General features: G+C 71.0%; 12 protein-coding genes. 7 read left to right on the forward strand and 5 right to left on the reverse strand.

Features of this window, described 5'->3' with window-relative positions; translation table 11 throughout:
• Positions 1–187: 187 nt before the first annotated feature.
• The gene (locus ACFZDI_RS15030; RefSeq protein WP_391250722.1) at positions 188–1,678 is read right to left on the reverse strand and encodes an FUSC family protein; all 1,491 of its coding nucleotides are present in this window, start codon (positions 1,676–1,678) and stop codon (positions 188–190) included.
• A 198-nt stretch (positions 1,679–1,876) separates the two neighbouring features.
• Here ACFZDI_RS15030 and ACFZDI_RS15035 point away from each other — a divergent pair, with 198 nt between their 5' ends.
• From ACFZDI_RS15035 to ACFZDI_RS15045, 3 genes are all read left to right on the forward strand, one after another.
• Positions 1,877–2,353, forward strand: a complete 477-nt coding sequence (locus ACFZDI_RS15035; protein WP_234845940.1) for an Lrp/AsnC family transcriptional regulator — start codon at positions 1,877–1,879, stop codon at positions 2,351–2,353.
• Between the two features lie 19 nt (positions 2,354–2,372).
• Positions 2,373–3,068, forward strand: a complete 696-nt coding sequence (locus ACFZDI_RS15040; protein WP_391250725.1) for an HAD-IA family hydrolase — start codon at positions 2,373–2,375, stop codon at positions 3,066–3,068.
• Positions 3,069–3,199: 131 nt separating this feature from the next.
• On the forward strand, positions 3,200–3,967 hold the full coding sequence (locus ACFZDI_RS15045) for a DUF4142 domain-containing protein (protein ID WP_234845942.1): 768 nt from the start codon (positions 3,200–3,202) through the stop codon (positions 3,965–3,967).
• Between the two features lie 198 nt (positions 3,968–4,165).
• On the opposite strand, the gene ACFZDI_RS15050 is transcribed toward ACFZDI_RS15045, so the two are convergent.
• The gene (locus ACFZDI_RS15050) at positions 4,166–4,963 is read right to left on the reverse strand and encodes a LysR substrate-binding domain-containing protein (RefSeq protein WP_391250727.1); all 798 of its coding nucleotides are present in this window, start codon (positions 4,961–4,963) and stop codon (positions 4,166–4,168) included.
• Positions 4,964–5,021: 58 nt separating this feature from the next.
• Between ACFZDI_RS15050 and ACFZDI_RS15055 the strand changes: the two genes are divergently transcribed.
• Together ACFZDI_RS15055 and ACFZDI_RS15060 are read left to right on the forward strand one after the other, a co-directional pair.
• Entirely contained in the window at positions 5,022–5,405 is a 384-nt protein-coding gene (locus ACFZDI_RS15055; RefSeq protein WP_234845944.1) for a DUF5997 family protein, read from the forward strand.
• Between the two features lie 372 nt (positions 5,406–5,777).
• The gene (locus ACFZDI_RS15060) at positions 5,778–6,266 is read left to right on the forward strand and encodes a hypothetical protein (protein ID WP_234845952.1); all 489 of its coding nucleotides are present in this window, start codon (positions 5,778–5,780) and stop codon (positions 6,264–6,266) included.
• Here the strand turns inward: ACFZDI_RS15060 and ACFZDI_RS15065 are convergent.
• Positions 6,232–6,744 (reverse strand): hypothetical protein, encoded by a 513-nt coding sequence (locus tag ACFZDI_RS15065; RefSeq protein ID WP_391250729.1) that lies wholly within the window; start codon positions 6,742–6,744, stop codon positions 6,232–6,234. The two genes, ACFZDI_RS15060 and ACFZDI_RS15065, sit on opposite strands and share 35 nt — an antisense overlap.
• Positions 6,745–6,974: 230 nt before the next feature.
• Between ACFZDI_RS15065 and ACFZDI_RS15070 the strand changes: the two genes are divergently transcribed.
• Both ACFZDI_RS15070 and adh read left to right on the forward strand, forming a co-directional pair.
• Complete coding sequence (locus ACFZDI_RS15070; RefSeq protein WP_234845945.1) at positions 6,975–8,198, forward strand: helix-turn-helix domain-containing protein; 1,224 nt, start codon at positions 6,975–6,977, stop codon at positions 8,196–8,198.
• Between the two features lie 144 nt (positions 8,199–8,342).
• The gene (gene adh, locus ACFZDI_RS15075; protein WP_234845946.1) at positions 8,343–9,860 is read left to right on the forward strand and encodes an aldehyde dehydrogenase; all 1,518 of its coding nucleotides are present in this window, start codon (positions 8,343–8,345) and stop codon (positions 9,858–9,860) included.
• A gap of 114 nt (positions 9,861–9,974) precedes the next feature.
• On the opposite strand, the gene ACFZDI_RS15080 is transcribed toward adh, so the two are convergent.
• The gene (locus tag ACFZDI_RS15080) at positions 9,975–11,507 is read right to left on the reverse strand and encodes a diguanylate cyclase domain-containing protein (RefSeq protein WP_391251124.1); all 1,533 of its coding nucleotides are present in this window, start codon (positions 11,505–11,507) and stop codon (positions 9,975–9,977) included.
• A gap of 67 nt (positions 11,508–11,574) precedes the next feature.
• A complete protein-coding gene (locus ACFZDI_RS15085) occupies positions 11,575–14,364 on the reverse strand; it encodes a response regulator (RefSeq protein ID WP_391250732.1) in 2,790 nt (929 codons plus the stop codon).
• Positions 14,365–14,439: the final 75 nt, after the last annotated feature.

The following is a 14,439-nucleotide window of genomic DNA, read 5'->3' on the forward strand; positions in this document are numbered from 1 at the left end:
CCTCCCAGCAGCACGGAGCTGTGCGGTGTGTCCGTCGAGGGAGCCGGGGCCCGGTGGCGTGCCCTGTCGCATCGTGCCCGGCCGGGTTCGGCGGCGTGCCCCGTCGCATCGTGCCCGGCCGGGGCCCGGCGGAGTGCCTGCCGTTGAACGCCGGGCCCGAAGCCTCCCACCCCTCAGGGCGGACCGGTCAGGCACCCACCAGCGGTGAGCCCGACGGCGTGCGCAACGGGCGGGCCAGATCGGCCAGGGCCCGTTCCAGGCCGTGCAGGTGGGCCAGGGCGGGTTCCGCGTGGGGCAGACCGTCCTCGTGGACCGCGATGTCCCGGCCCTCGGTGAGGGCCTCCACGGCGGCCTCGACCCGTCGGCAGGCGGTGGCGAGACGGGCGTCGTGGGAGGCCTCCGGGTCGGCCGCGACGGCGACCAGGCCGCGGATCTCGCGGGCGCAGTCGTCGAGGAGGGCGAGGACGTGCCGGGCCCGCCGCTTGCGGCCGAGCATCGGGTTCAACGGGTGCACGAGCGGGGCGACCGAGAGCCGCACCCGGCCGAGGAGCTGCTCCAGCTCCGCCACCCGCGGGGCCGGGTCGGCGTCCGCCGCCCCCGCCAGGCGCCGGGCGGTCTCGACGGCGCAGGCGTGCACACAGCGCAGGGCCCGCCGGATCCAGGCGTCGGTGATGCTGTGGGTGGTGACGGGTAGGACGAGGATCACGGCCAGGGCGGCGCCCACCGCCCCGACGCCGGTCTCGGCGAGCCGCAGGGCGAGCAGGTCCGGGCCGAGCACGCCGAGGAGGCCGTACAGCAGGCCCGCGAGGAGCGTGACCCAGAGCATCATCCAGGTGTAGGACACTGCGGCCGTGTAGAAGATGCCGAAGACGCAGACGGCGGCGAGCGCGGCCGTGGGGACCGGGTCGCCGTGCACGGGCACGGCCACGAGCAGGCCCAGGCCGATGCCGATGACCGTGCCGAGGACCCGCCGGAATCCGCGGACCAGGGTCTCGCCGCGTGAGGTGGTGTTGACGAAGATCCACCACGTGGCACCGACGGCCCAGTACCAGCGCTGTCCGGACATCAGCTGGCCCACGACGAGGGCGAAGCCGGCCCCGGCGGTGGCCTGGACGGCCTGGCGGGTGGTCACCCGGGCCAGGCCGGTACCGCCCGGCGGCACGGGCACGACGGGCGGGGGCAGGCGGCGCTCGTAACACCACAGGCCGAAGCGCACCGCGGCGGCGGCGAGGACGGACAGCAGGACCGAGGCGTACAGCTGGGGCAGCTGGCCGGTGGTGGCATGCAGGAACTGCGCCACGAAGAAGGTCATGAACGCGAAGACGCCGAGGCTGTGCCCGCGCGGCCCCCACCGCCGCGCGTAGACCCCGGCTCCGACGACGGCGAGGAAAGTCAGGTCCCGGGCCACCGGGTGGTCGTGCAGTTCGGCCGCGGCGGTGAGCACGGGCAGGCCCACGGCGGGCAGCAGCGCGGTCGTGACGGCCTGGCCGCGGACCGTGGCGTCGGTGACGGTGAACAGGGCGAGCAGGGCGGCGAGCCCTCCGGTGACGGCGCCCGCGAGGGAATGACCGGCGAGGCCGCAGACGGCGACCGCGAGCACGATGCCGAGCACGGCACGCGTGGCGAACCGCAGTCGCGTCCGCCCCGGATCCGGAGCCATGAACACCCTCTTCAGCACCGCTTACCGCCCCCTTCGAGACACCGGCCACCAGCACGCATGAAAAAGGCGCCGCGGGGTCCGCAGCGCCATCGACGTACCCATATCAGCACCCCGGAGGCCACTGGCTCAACTCGTGCGTTGCCACCTGTGCCATTGGTACAGTTGCAGCGTCCGGCGAACGGCCGCGACAGGGCCAACGGACGAGGAGAACGCGCCATGGCCGTGGACGAGCTCGACACCCGCATCCTGCGGCTGCTGCTGGAGCAGCCGCGCACGAGCGTGCGTGAGTACGCCCGGATCCTGGGCGTCGCCCGCGGCACGCTCCAGGCCCGGCTCGACCGGCTGGAGCGCGACGGCGTGATCACCGGCACGGCACCGGCCCTCTCTCCCGCCGCGCTCGGCCATCCCGTGCTGGCGTTCGTGCACATCGAGGTCACCCAGGGCCATCTCGACGAGGTGGGTGACGCGCTGGCCGCGGTGCCGGAGATCGTGGAGGCGTTCTCGATCACTGGAGGCGGGGATCTGCTGGCCCGGGTGGTGGCGCGGGACAACGCGCATCTGGAGGACGTCGTCCAGAAACTGATCAGCATGCCCGGCGTGGTGCGCACCCGTACCGAGGTCGCCCTGCGCGAGCGCGTCTCCCACCGGCTGCTGCCCCTGGTGGAGTCGATCGGGCGGTCGGCCCGCGGGTGATCCTTGAGAGCATGGCGGGATGAGCAGGCTCCGCGGCATGTCAGTCATCTTCGATCTCGACGGAACACTCGTGGACAGCGAGCCGAACTACTACGAGGCAGGCCGCCGGACGCTCGCCGAGTACGGCATCGCGGATTTCACCTGGGCCGACCACGAGCGGTACGTCGGTATCAGCACACAGGAGACGGTCGCGGACTGGAAGGACCGCTACGGTCTGCGCGCCCCGGTCGGGGAACTGCTCGCCGTGAAGAACCGCCACTACCTGGGTCTGGCCCGCAGCGCCACCCGCGCCTACCCGGAGATGCGCGCGTTCGTCGAGCTGCTGGCGGCCGAGGGCGTGCCCATGGCCGTGGCCTCGGGCTCCTCACCGGAGGCCATCGCGGCGGTGCTGAACGGCACCGGCCTGGACGCCCACCTGCACACCGTGGTCTCCGCCGACGAGGTCCCACACGGCAAGCCGGCTCCGGACGTCTTCCTGGAGGCGGCCCGCAGGCTCGGCGCGACCCCGTCCGACTGCGTCGTGCTGGAGGACGCGGCTCCGGGCGCCGCCGCCGCGCACGCGGCCGGCATGCGCTGCATCGCGATCCCGTACGTCCCGGGCCAGGCGGACGCGCCGGAGTTCACCACCGCGGAGCTGCTCCTGCCGGGCGGTCAGGCGCAGTTCAGGGCACGGTCCGCGTACGACTGGCTGGTGAACTCGGCCGATCCGTCCTGATCTCGTCCCCTCTTTCCCCTCCGTGGATTCCTTCGAACGGGTCGTGCGAACTTTTTTACGGCAGGAGTGATTGTTTCGCCTCCGGCGTCCGTACCTCTGGGTGTTGGGCCGTTCATATCCCAGGAGGCACGATGCGCATCTCGCGCAGCACGGCAGGAACCGCGTTCGTGGGCGGTGCGTTGATCCTTACGCTCACCGCGCTCGCCTACCCCAGCATGCTGGGTGTGCAGAACGCGGCTTCCGGCCAGGACCGCATCATCGCCAACACGCAGTGGGGTCCGCTGACCGAGGCGGACCGCGACTTCGTGGTGCGCGTGCGCGCGGCCGGACTGTGGGAGTACCCGCTGGGCCAGCTGATCAAGGAGCGGAGCACGTCGCCGGAGATGAAGGAAGTCTCCAAGCACCTGCTCGTGGGTCACGGCCGGCTCGACGCGGGCTGCCGCAAGATCTCCGCGGACCTGGGCATCACCCTGCCGAACGAGCCGTCTCCGCAGCAGCAGCAGTTCGTGGCGACGGCCGAGGGCAGCACCGGCAAGGAGTTCGAGTCGACGGCCGTCACCATCATGCGCGTCGCGCACGGGGGCATCTTCCCGACGATCGCCAAGATCCGGGCGACCACCCGGAACAGCCTCGTGCGGGAGCTCGCCGACACGACCAACGACACCGTGCTCGACCACATCACCGTCCTGGAGAAGACCGGCCTGATCAACCAGGAACAGGTCAGCTTCCAGATCACCGCCCCGCCCAAGCTGCCCCAGGACCAGACGACCCCGCCGCCTCCGCAGGCGGGCGCGCCGGTCAGGGTCCTGCCGATCCCCGAGGATCTCAAGGACTTCCAGACGGTCGCCCCCAACCCGTCCTACGGGGCGCCGGCACCGTCTCCGTCGGCCGGCGGCTGAGCGGGTACGAGTCCGCATCGACCCCGGGCAGGGGTCTGCGGTCCGCCGGCCGCCCCCTTTCCGTCACGTCATACCGGCCTCCCCTCGCCGGCCGCCACGAACACGACGGCCGGCAAGGGCATCACGCACCACAGCCGGTACGGGCACGACGCACTGCGATCGGCCCCCGGCGCGACGAACAGCAGCGAGACCCGGGCCCTACGAACGGCGGCCGGGCCTGCCGCGCCTGTCGCCCTTGGGGCCGCCCCGGCCGCTCTTCCCGGTGCGCTTCGCCCCGGCCGACTTTCCAGCCGCGGACTTCCCGGCCGCCGGCTTCCCGGGTACCTGCTTGTGCCGGGTGCCGCCCCGGCCGGCGTCCGTGGACGTGCCCTGCGCCGGGGCCTGCTGACGGCCCCGGGTGCTGTTGACCGTACGGCCGCGGACGATGCCGATGAAGTCCTCCACCTGGTCCGTCTTCGCGTCCTCGGGCCAGGCGAGGGCCACGCTCGACTCGGGGGCGTCCGTGAGGGGCCGGTGGGTGAGGTCCTTGCGGTGGTGCAGACGGGCGAGTGACAGCGGGACGACGAGGACGCCGATGCCGGCCGCGACGAGTTCGACGGCGTCGGCGGTGGTGGCCGGCCGTTCGAAGGCGGGGCGCCCGGGGAGATTCTCCCAGTCGAGGACGTCGTCGAGGGGGTGCAGCACGATGTCGTCGGCCAGGTCCTGCGGCGTCACCTCGTCAACGGCCGTGACCAGGTGGTCCTTGGGCACCACGACGACCGTCTGCTCGGTGTAGAGGGGGATCGCGCTGAAGACCTCGCGGTTCACGGGTGTGCGGACGAGGCCCGCGTCGGCCTCCCCGCCGAGCAGCCGCTCGGCCGCCGCTCCGGCGGGCACCTGCGTGAGGATCAGCGGGACGTCGGGCTGCCGCTCGTTCCAGATGCGCACCCACTTGTCGGGCATCACCCCGGGGACGTAGGCGAGCCGGAACGAGGGGGTTTCATCCGAGCCTGTCACCTCGCCAGGTTACCGGGCGTGGTCAGGGGTCGTGCACACGCTCGATACCCTGGGAGCCATGACGTCGCACCAGAGCACCCAGACGATGAAGCCCGCGACCGCGGCGAAGAAACTGGGTGTGTACCTCGAGGCCACACCCGCCGAGTTCCGGGAGGGTGTCGTCTCGCGTGCCGAGCTGAACGAGCTCCAGGCGAACCCGCCGCAGTGGCTGCGGGAGCTGCGGCAGAACGGCCCGCACCCCCGCCCGGTGGTCGCTGCGAAGCTCGGCGTCTCCATCGCCGGTCTCGCCCGGGCCGGCGTCACCGAGCCCCTCACGACCGAGCAGATCGAGGCGCTGAAGCAGGAAGGCCCCGAGTGGCTGGAGCGGGAGCGCGCCACTCAGGCGGAGGTCCGCAAGGAAGCGGCCCGGATCAAGAAGAAGAACACCGAACGTCAGGCCTGACCTCCGCACCCCCTCGTTGTCGGACGGCCCCCACCGGATGACCCGGTGGGGGCCGTCGCTGTTTGCTCGGTGTCCCCGTGCGCCGTGTGGCACCGGGGAAGTTTTTTCGGCCATGTCTTGACATGACGAGACTGGTGACAGGCGTGCGGGACGCGCACGAAGTCGATCGCGGTTTGTCCGGGAGGTGCCGTCGGTTGCCTTCTTTCGACCGGGACCGGCGCGCCCCAAACGCCACACCGCGCCACCCCTTCCGGCCGTTAGAAATATCTACCAGCATGGCTACGGCCGGGCGGCACGCGGAACCCCGCGGGCCACCGGCCCGTGTCCAGCGCGCGCCCGACCGCGGCGCCACCGACTGTGCCTGGGGTGGCCATGCAGAGCGTCATGTGGAAACAAGCCGTCGAGTGGCTCGCCGCGGCCGCCACGGACCCCCAGGAGTGCAAGCGGGAGTGGGACTACGGCGCGGGGACGATGCTCGTGGAGGCCGGGCGCTACTGGGACGTGCTGAGCGTCCCCGATCGGCTCGGCCTGCTCGCGCTGGACATACTGTGGCGCGATCCGCTGAAGGTGCCGGGCCCCACCCTGGTGGACTGTGCCGCACGCAGAGTGGGGTTCTTCCTGCCGCCCGATCCGGTCAGCGAGTGGGTCGGCTTCGGGGTACGGCACGTGGGCAGGGGCTCCTGGATCGCCGTGCCGCCGCCGTACCGGCCCGCCGGACGGCTGGAGTGGCTCGTCCCGCCGGACGGTACCGGCGCCCTGCACACCCCCGGCACGCTCGAGTCGGCCCTGCGGGAGGCCAGCGGAACCCTCGCGGTGCTGGCGCCGGTCAGCGCGGAGCCGGTGGTGACGGACGGCTGGTGAGACGGGCGCCGCCGGACGAGGACCCCGCCACGCCGGAGTGCCGGCCGGAGCCCGGGCGTGAACCGGCCGGAGCGGCCGGCCCCGGATGCCGGCCCGCGGGCGCGTGCGGGGCGGGGGCCGGGGCCGGGCCGGCGGCCGAGTGAGGGCCGGTGGCCGGATGCCGGCCGACGGCGGAATGAGGGCCGGTGGCCCGATGCGAGGCGGCGGCCGGATGCGGGGCGGCGGGGATCGCCTGGCCCATGGGGCGGCCTGCGGTCCACGCGGTGACGGCGGTCCAGGTCTCGCTCTCGGCCGGCGCGGCGAAGGACACCCACTGGCCGTCGCGGTGTTCCGGCACCGTGTGGCCGCGCGCCTCCCACTCGGCGACCAGAGCCGCGTAGATCGGCGGGTGTCCCGCGTACCCACTGGTGAGTTCGGCGTACGAGCGGGGTGCGGCGTCGTTCCCCGCACGGCGCCGCGCCGTCTCCGTGCTGTCCATGCCAGGGGAACGCCGAGCCGCGCGGCGTCGGTACGCGGGCCGGGCCCCATCCGTCGGGTCGAGTGAACCCGTCACCCGGACGGCGGCACCCGGGCACCGGACAAACATCCAGTGGAGAGTCGCCCGTTCAGAACGTCTCACCCGGGTCCGACGGAGTTCTCGACCGGGACCGGCACCTCCGGTCACACTGACCTGACGCCGAGAATCCGGTACGACGGCAGGGAGAGGCCATGTCACAGCGCCCTGACCTCACGCGGCGCAGGGCCGTGCTGGAGCACGAGTGGTCCCGCTGGGTGCCGCGGCTGAGCGTCCCGGGCACGCGGCCCGGCGGCACCGTGACCTTGCGCCACGAAGTGACCGAGTCCTGGGCCCGTTCGCTGGGCAGCGTGGACCCGGGCCGGGACAGCGCCCCCGTCACCGACGGCGGCCGGGTGCACCAGCGCTGGACGTCCTCACCGCTGTACGGGCCGGTCTCCGCGCTCGCCGGGGAACTGCACAGCATCGCCGAGGACGCCGGGTTCGTCACGGCGGTCACCGACGAGTCGGGCACCATCCTGTGGACCTGCGGCGGTGCGACCATGCGCCGCAGGGCAGAGCGGGTCAACTTCGCGCCCGGAGGCCGCTGGGACGAACAGGCCATGGGCACCAACGCCCTGTCCCTCGCGCTGCGCACGGGCCGCCCCAGCTCCGTCTTCTCGGCCGAGCACCTGGTGTCGGCCCTTCACGGCTGGGTCTGCTACTGCGCACCCGTGCGCGGTGGGGACGGGCGCGTCCTGGGCGTGCTGGACCTGTCGACGACCTGGGACCGCTCGCACCCCCTGGCCATGTCCACCGTCCGCAGCCTGGTGTCGACGATCGAGGCCCGGCTGACCACGGAGGTGTCCCGTCCGGCCCGGCTGCTGCTCACGTGCCTGGGCTCCGAGCAGGTCCTGCACGAGACACGGCCGCTCCCCCTGCGCCCCCGGCAGGTGGAGATCCTCACCCTCCTCGCCCTCGAACCCGAGGGTTACTCCCCGCAACGGCTGCGCGCGGCACTCTACGGTGACCGGCCGGTGACGTCGTCGACCTTCAAGGCGGAGATCTCGCACCTGCGCCGGGCGCTGGGCGGTGCGATATCCGCCCGCCACTACGCCCTCACCGCACCGGTGTCCTGCGACGCCGTCGACGTCCTGCGCGCGCTGGAGCAGGGCGACACCGACACCGCCCTGGGCCTGTACGGCGGCCCGCTCCTGCCCCGCTCCGAGGCGCCCGGCATCGAGGAGTGGCGCACGCGCCTGGAAGTGGCCGTACGTGAGGCCGTACTGGCGAGCACCCGCCCGGAACACGCCCTGCGCTACGGCGAACGGGCCCCGTACGACGCGGAGATCCACGAGCACGCGCTGCGCCTGCTCGGCCCCGACGACACGCGCCGTGCGATCGCGACGGGCCGGCTGACGACGGCTCTGCGCGACTGACGGACGCGGGGTCCTGCTCACGACGGCTCTGCGCGACCGACGGACGTCCGGTCCATCACGGCGCCAACCTTGCGCCAACCTCCCGGGAGCACGGTGAGGGACGTCACCACCGTCCCACACCGCCCTTCACCGAGGAGAGCCGCCATGGTGTACGCGCAGCCAGGAACCGAGGGAAGCATCGTCTCCTTCGCCCGTCGCTACGACAACTTCATCGACGGCGACTGGACGGCGCCGGTCGAGGGGCGCTACTTCGAGAACCCGACGCCGGTGACCGGCAAGGCCTTCTGCGAGGTGGCCCGTTCGACCGCTGCCGACATCGATCTCGCCCTGGACGCCGCGCACCGGGCGGCCGACCGCTGGGGCCGCACGTCCACGGCGGAACGCGCGAACGTCCTCAACAGGATCGCGGACCGCATCGAGGAGAACCTGGAGAAGATCGCGGTCGCCGAGACGTGGGAGAACGGCAAACCGGTCCGCGAGACCCTGGCCGCCGACATCCCGCTGGCCGTGGACCACTTCCGGTACTTCGCCGGAGTCGTCCGCGCGCAGGAGGGCAGCATCGCGGAGATCGACGCCGACACCGTCGCCTACCACTTCCACGAGCCGTTGGGCGTGGTCGGGCAGATCATCCCGTGGAACTTCCCGGTGCTGATGGCCACATGGAAGCTCGCACCCGCGCTGGCCGCGGGCAACTGTGTCGTCATCAAGCCGGCCGAGCAGACTCCGGTCAGCCTGCTCTACGTCATCGACCTGATCGCCGACCTGCTCCCACCGGGCGTGATCAACGTCGTCAACGGCTTCGGGGTGGAGGCGGGCAAGCCGCTGGCGTCCAGCCCGCGGGTGGCGAAGGTGGCGTTCACCGGGGAGACGACCACCGGCCGGCTGATCATGCAGTACGCGAGCGAGAACATCATCCCGGTCACCCTGGAACTGGGCGGCAAGAGCCCGAACATCTTCCTGCCCGACGTCATGGCCGCCGACGACGACTTCCTGGACAAGGCGGTCGAGGGTTTCGTGATGTTCGCCCTGAACCAGGGCGAGGTCTGCACCTGCCCCTCGCGTGCCCTGATCCCCTCCTCCATCTACGACGAGTTCATGGCCCGCTGTGTCGAACGCACCCGCGCGATCGTCGGCGGCGACCCGCTGGACCCGGCGACCATGATCGGCGCGCAGGCGAGCAACGACCAGTACGAGAAGATCCTCTCCTACCTCGACATCGGCAGGAAGGAGGGCGCCGAGGTCGTCACGGGCGGCAGCCCTCGCGCGGTGCCGGGCCTGGAGGGCGGCTACTACATCGAGCCGACCATCTTCCGCGGCACCAATGACATGCGGATCTTCCAGGAGGAGATCTTCGGTCCGGTCGTGTCGGTCACGACGTACGACTCGGTCGACGAGGCCCTGAAGATCGCCAACGACACGCTGTACGGCCTCGGGGCGGGCGTCTGGACCCGCGACGGCAACGCGGCCTACCGTCTGGGCCGGGCGATCAAGGCGGGCCGCGTCTGGACCAACTGCTACCACGCGTACCCGGCCCACGCGGCGTTCGGCGGCTACAAGAAGTCGGGGATAGGGCGCGAGACACACAAGATGATGCTCGACCACTATCAGCAGACGAAGAACCTGCTGGTGTCGTACTCGGCGAAGAAGCTGGGCTTCTTCTAGACAGACGAGGAAGGGCGCCTGACAGGGCAGGCAGCCCCGGGCGCCCTTCGCGGTGCACAGCTGACGTCCTGGGCGGGGAACTCGGCGTGGTCGCGGCGTGCGTCGCTGCGGCCGTCACGGGGTTTCGAAGAACACGGCCTGGTTCTTGCCCGCGGTCTTGGCCCGGTACAGAGCGATGTCGGCGTCCCGCAGCACTTCTGCCGGCGTGGTCGGCCTGGTGATGCTCCGTGCTCCGATGCTCGTCGTCACGCGGACCGCATGGCCACGGTCGAGGATGAAGGAGTCCATGAAGGAGTCGAGGATCCGCCTGATGTAGTCGAAGAGTGTGCTGGCGTCCACGCCTTCCGCGAGGAGTGCGAACTCGTCCCCGCCGAGCCTGGCCACCATGTCCTGCTCGCGGACCCTGGACGTCAGCCGCCGGGCGACGTCGACGAGCAGTTCGTCGCCGGACGGGTGGCCCAGGGTGTCGTTGACTTCCTTGAAGCCGTCGAGATCGAGCATCAGCAGCGCGGCGGGGAATGAGGCGGAGCACCGGCTGAGAGCGGACTCCAGGCACTGGTCCAACAGCGCTCTGTTGGCCAGCCCCGTCAACGGGTCGTGGGTCGCCTGATGGCTCAGCTGCTTCTGCAGCTCTTCTTGCTCTCGCAGTGATACCGCGAGATGGTGCGCCTGTGTCCGCGCTTCGATAGCCCTGCTCTGGGCGTACTGGGCGAGGAACGCGATGCGCAGCACCAGCAGCAGCGAAAGAGTCGCCAGCATGCCGACCATCACCGTGATGTTCACGGGCTGGCCCCGGATGCCCCCGACATCGGCCAGCACGATCAACGGCCCCACCAGGATGAGCGCGATCAGGATCGACAGTCGTTTCCGGGGCATCCTCTCCTTGTCGTCCGACAGTCGTGCCGGCCAGCCGACGGACGGGTGCAGCGCCGCGGCCCCCAGCAGGAGGGACGAGACCATCCACCCCACTTCGGACACATCCTCCGCGATGGCGGTCCCGGTCGTGGCCATCGTTCCGTAGTAGAGGCCGTCGGCGGCGAGAAGGACCAGCAGCCATCCGCTGCACAGAAGAATCGAGGGGGTGCGCTTGCCGGTGGTGAGCAGCAACCGGGCAGTTACGGACAACAGCACCAGGTCGGCTACGGGGTAGGCGATGGACACCGCGAGCGGCCACGCGGACAGCTCGCTGCGCAGGTAGGGGGCGATGATGAACGCCCACGACAGGATGCCGAACCCCAGCGTGACGATTCCCGCGTCCAGCCACCCCGCCCAGTGCAGGCGGCCTGAATGTTGCCGGGCCAGCGTCACCAGCCCCGCGGCGAACAGCAAGTAGCTGCCCAGGTAGAGGATGTCGGCCGTGCCCGGGAACGGCACCTCTGCGTCGTGGACCTGGTAAAGGCCCCAGATCGCGTCCGCCACCGCGTACGGTGCCATTGCCGCCGCGAAGAGGAGCCACGGAAGGAACGAGGGCGGCCTGTTCCTGATCACTCCGCCCGCGATCGCGAAGACGACCGAGGCGGCTATCAGTACGGGCAGCATGTAACGCGCCGCGGAGGCGGTGACCAGATAGACGACGATCGTCACAGCCCCAGCTGCCGCATACACCCAGGCCGTCGCATCACGGCGGGCGGGCAGCAGGACTTGCATCTTGCCCACAGGCTCTCCTTCCCTCCGGCCGGTACGCGCGCCCAGGAGGCGATGTCCGGGCGGCTCGTCAGCCGGGTTCGCGGCCTGGAGGGTGGGAGCGGACCGTCTCAAGGGTGCGACAGGTCCGGTCGAGTTCGTCCTGGAGGCGGGGAGCGGTCTCGGCCAGTGACGCCGGCTCTCCGGACCGCGCGTGCTCTTCCAGTTCCTGGCAACAGGCGGCGAGGCTCACGGCGCCTATGTTCCCGGCGGCGCCTCTGAGGCTGTGAGCCTGGTCTGCGATCTCCTGCGAGTCGTGGCGGCCGAGCGCGTGGAAGAGCGCGCTGGTCATCTCGGGGGCCCGGACGAGGAAATGGTCCACCAGCCTGTCGACCAGTTCGTGCTCGGCAGGGCTGCCGGCGCCGCGCAGTTCGTCCAGCCGCTGCTCGATGGAGACTCGGAGGCCGTCGTTGCCCGCCTGCGGTGGGGTGGTGGGGTGGACCCAGCGCGCGAGGGCTTGTTCCAGCTCGTCGGCGCTGACGGGTTTGGAGACGTAGTCGTCCATGCCCGCGGCGATGCACCGTTCCCGGTCCTCGGCGAGGGCACCGGCGGTCATGGCGATCACCGGCACGTGCTCCTGGTCCCCTTCCCTGCGGCGCAGTTCCCGGGTGGCGGTGTAGCCGTCCATCCGGGGCATCTGACAGTCCATGAGCACGGCCTGATAATCGTGCTCTTCGGTCATGAGCAGGGCTTGGGCACCGTCGGCGGCGATGTCCGTGCTGTAACCGAGCCGGGTGAGCAGGCCCTGGGCGACCATCTGGTTGATCTCGTTGTCCTCGACCAGCAGGAGATGGCCCCGATGGGCCTGCTGGGGCGCGGTGGGAGTCCGCACTGCCGGGGCCGTCGCGGCCACCGGCGATGTCCGGGTGGCGAGTTCGACCAGGGCGTCCAGGAGTTGGGACTGGTGGACGGGCTTGGACAAGCTGCGGGCGATGCCGGCCGCATGCAGCTCGGCGGCGGGCGGCTGGGTGCCGGAGGTGAGGAGCAGCAGCTGTACGCGGGCCAGGTTCTGGTCGGTGGTGATCCGGCGGGCGAGTTCCAGGCCGTCCATGTCGGGCATATACATGTCGACGATGGCAAGGGTGAAGGGACGGCCCGCGGCCTGTGCCTCGTGCAGGGCCACGAGGGCCTGAGGGCCGCCGGCGACCATGGTGGGCCCGATGTGCCATCTGCGCAGCTGCGCGTCGAGGATCAGCCGGTTGGTGTCGTTGTCGTCGACGACCAGGACCCGCATCCCGCGCAGGATGTCGGGGTGCGGCGGGGCCGGGGGTGGCTCGGGGGCGTCGGGGGTGCGAACCGGTACGCAGAAGGAGAAGGTGCTTCCCTGGCCGGGCCGGCTGGTGACGCCGATGGAGCCTCCCATGGCCTCGGTGATCCTGCGGCAGATGGCCAGCCCCAGACCGGTGCCACCGTAACGGCGGGTGGTGGAGGCATCGGCCTGGGAGAAGGCGTCGAACATCCGCTCCTGGTCGGCCGCGGCCAAGCCGATGCCGGTGTCGGACACCTCGAACCGCAGCCATGGCGCCTGCTCTGCCGGTGGCCTGGCCGGGGTCGGGCAGGCACGGAGCACGACCTCGCCGGATTCGGTGAACTTCACCGCGTTGGATGCCAGATTGAGCAGGATCTGCCGCAGTCGGCCGGAATCCGCGAGAACCATCGCGGGCAGGTCGGGATGGCAGTCGCTGAGCAGTTCCAGGCCCTCGGCCTGCGGGGTCTGCGCCACCAGCGAGACGACCTCCTCCACCAGCACCTGCGGGCTGAAGGGGACCTCGTCCAGTTCGAGCTTGCCGGCCTCCAGCTTGGAGAAGTCGAGGATGTCGTTGATCAGCGTCAGCAGTGCCGTGCCGGCGGCGTGGATGCCCTCGGTGTACCGCCGCTGCTCGGCATCCAGTTCGGTGCCCAGCAGCAGCTCGCTCAGTCCGATGACGCCGTTCATGGGGGTGCGGATCTCGTGGCTCATGGAGGCCACGAACTGCGACTTCGCCTGGGACGCGGCGATCGCCTGGTCGCGGGCCTCCGCCAGAGCGGCTTGCGCCTGCCTGCGCTCGCTGATGTCGCGGATGAAGGCGTTGAAGCAGCGCGCTTTCGCCGACTTCAGCCTCCACACCGCCAGTTCGACCGGGATCTCGTGACCGTCGCGATGACGGGCGGTGAACTCGACCTGACCGCCCAGCACATGGGACCCTCCGCCGGCCAGCACCCGTTGCAGACCGGCCCTGTGGGCGGCGTGGTACCGCTCAGGAATGATCGTCTCCGTCAGCGGACGACCCATCGCCTCGTGGTGGGTGTATCCGAACAGTTTCTCAGCGCTCAGGTTCCAGTCGATGACCCGGCCGTCCTCGTCGATGGAGACGAAGGCGTCCCGGGCGGTCTCGATGACCGAACGTGCCTGATCCTGCAACAGCCGCAGCGCTTCCTCCCTGCGCCGCTGCCCCTCCGCCTCACGGATGAACCCGCGCACTTCGAGCGGCTCGCCCGCGGGGTCTCGCACCACCCAGCACGTCATCTCCGTCCACATCACGTGCCTGTCGGTATGCCTCAGACGCAGACAGACCGCCACCCGGCCGTCGCGGAGCAGATCGCGCTCGGCCCACTCGAATTCCTCCGCATCGGCCGGATGGACCCAGGACTTCACCGACGTCCCCACGATCTCCTCGGCAGGACGGCCCAGCAGTTCCTGCCCCGCGGCGGACACCTCCCGGTAAACGCCTTCCAACGTCCGGCGGAAGACCATGTCCGGGGAGTTCTTGAGCAGCAGCCGAAATCGCTCCTCGTCGTCCGCCGCGTACTGCCTCGGCGTGGGTGTCGACTCCGGTTCCATCGTCCGCCTCCACATGTCAAGCGCGACCACGAGGCGTGGCCGGGACCACCGAACAGACCGGTCACGACGGTTTCG

The sequence above is a fragment of the Streptomyces sp. NPDC007907 genome (assembly GCF_042959365.1).
Classification (GTDB): domain Bacteria; phylum Actinomycetota; class Actinomycetes; order Streptomycetales; family Streptomycetaceae; genus Streptomyces; species Streptomyces indiaensis.

Excerpts from the sequence above, each read along its gene's own strand:
- ACFZDI_RS15085 (WP_391250732.1), bottom strand. The coding sequence starts at position 14,364 with ATGGAACCGGAGTCGACACCCACGCCGAGGCAGTACGCGGCGGACGAC.
- ACFZDI_RS15065 (WP_391250729.1), bottom strand. The coding sequence starts at position 6,744 with ATGGACAGCACGGAGACGGCGCGGCGCCGTGCGGGGAACGACGCCGCA.
- ACFZDI_RS15055 (WP_234845944.1), top strand. The coding sequence starts at position 5,022 with ATGACGTCGCACCAGAGCACCCAGACGATGAAGCCCGCGACCGCGGCG.
- ACFZDI_RS15040 (WP_391250725.1), top strand. The coding sequence starts at position 2,373 with ATGAGCAGGCTCCGCGGCATGTCAGTCATCTTCGATCTCGACGGAACA.
- adh (WP_234845946.1), top strand. The coding sequence starts at position 8,343 with ATGGTGTACGCGCAGCCAGGAACCGAGGGAAGCATCGTCTCCTTCGCC.
- ACFZDI_RS15035 (WP_234845940.1), top strand. The coding sequence starts at position 1,877 with ATGGCCGTGGACGAGCTCGACACCCGCATCCTGCGGCTGCTGCTGGAG.
- ACFZDI_RS15070 (WP_234845945.1), top strand. The coding sequence starts at position 6,975 with ATGTCACAGCGCCCTGACCTCACGCGGCGCAGGGCCGTGCTGGAGCAC.
- ACFZDI_RS15045 (WP_234845942.1), top strand. The coding sequence starts at position 3,200 with ATGCGCATCTCGCGCAGCACGGCAGGAACCGCGTTCGTGGGCGGTGCG.
- ACFZDI_RS15060 (WP_234845952.1), top strand. The coding sequence starts at position 5,778 with ATGCAGAGCGTCATGTGGAAACAAGCCGTCGAGTGGCTCGCCGCGGCC.
- ACFZDI_RS15080 (WP_391251124.1), bottom strand. The coding sequence starts at position 11,507 with ATGCAAGTCCTGCTGCCCGCCCGCCGTGATGCGACGGCCTGGGTGTAT.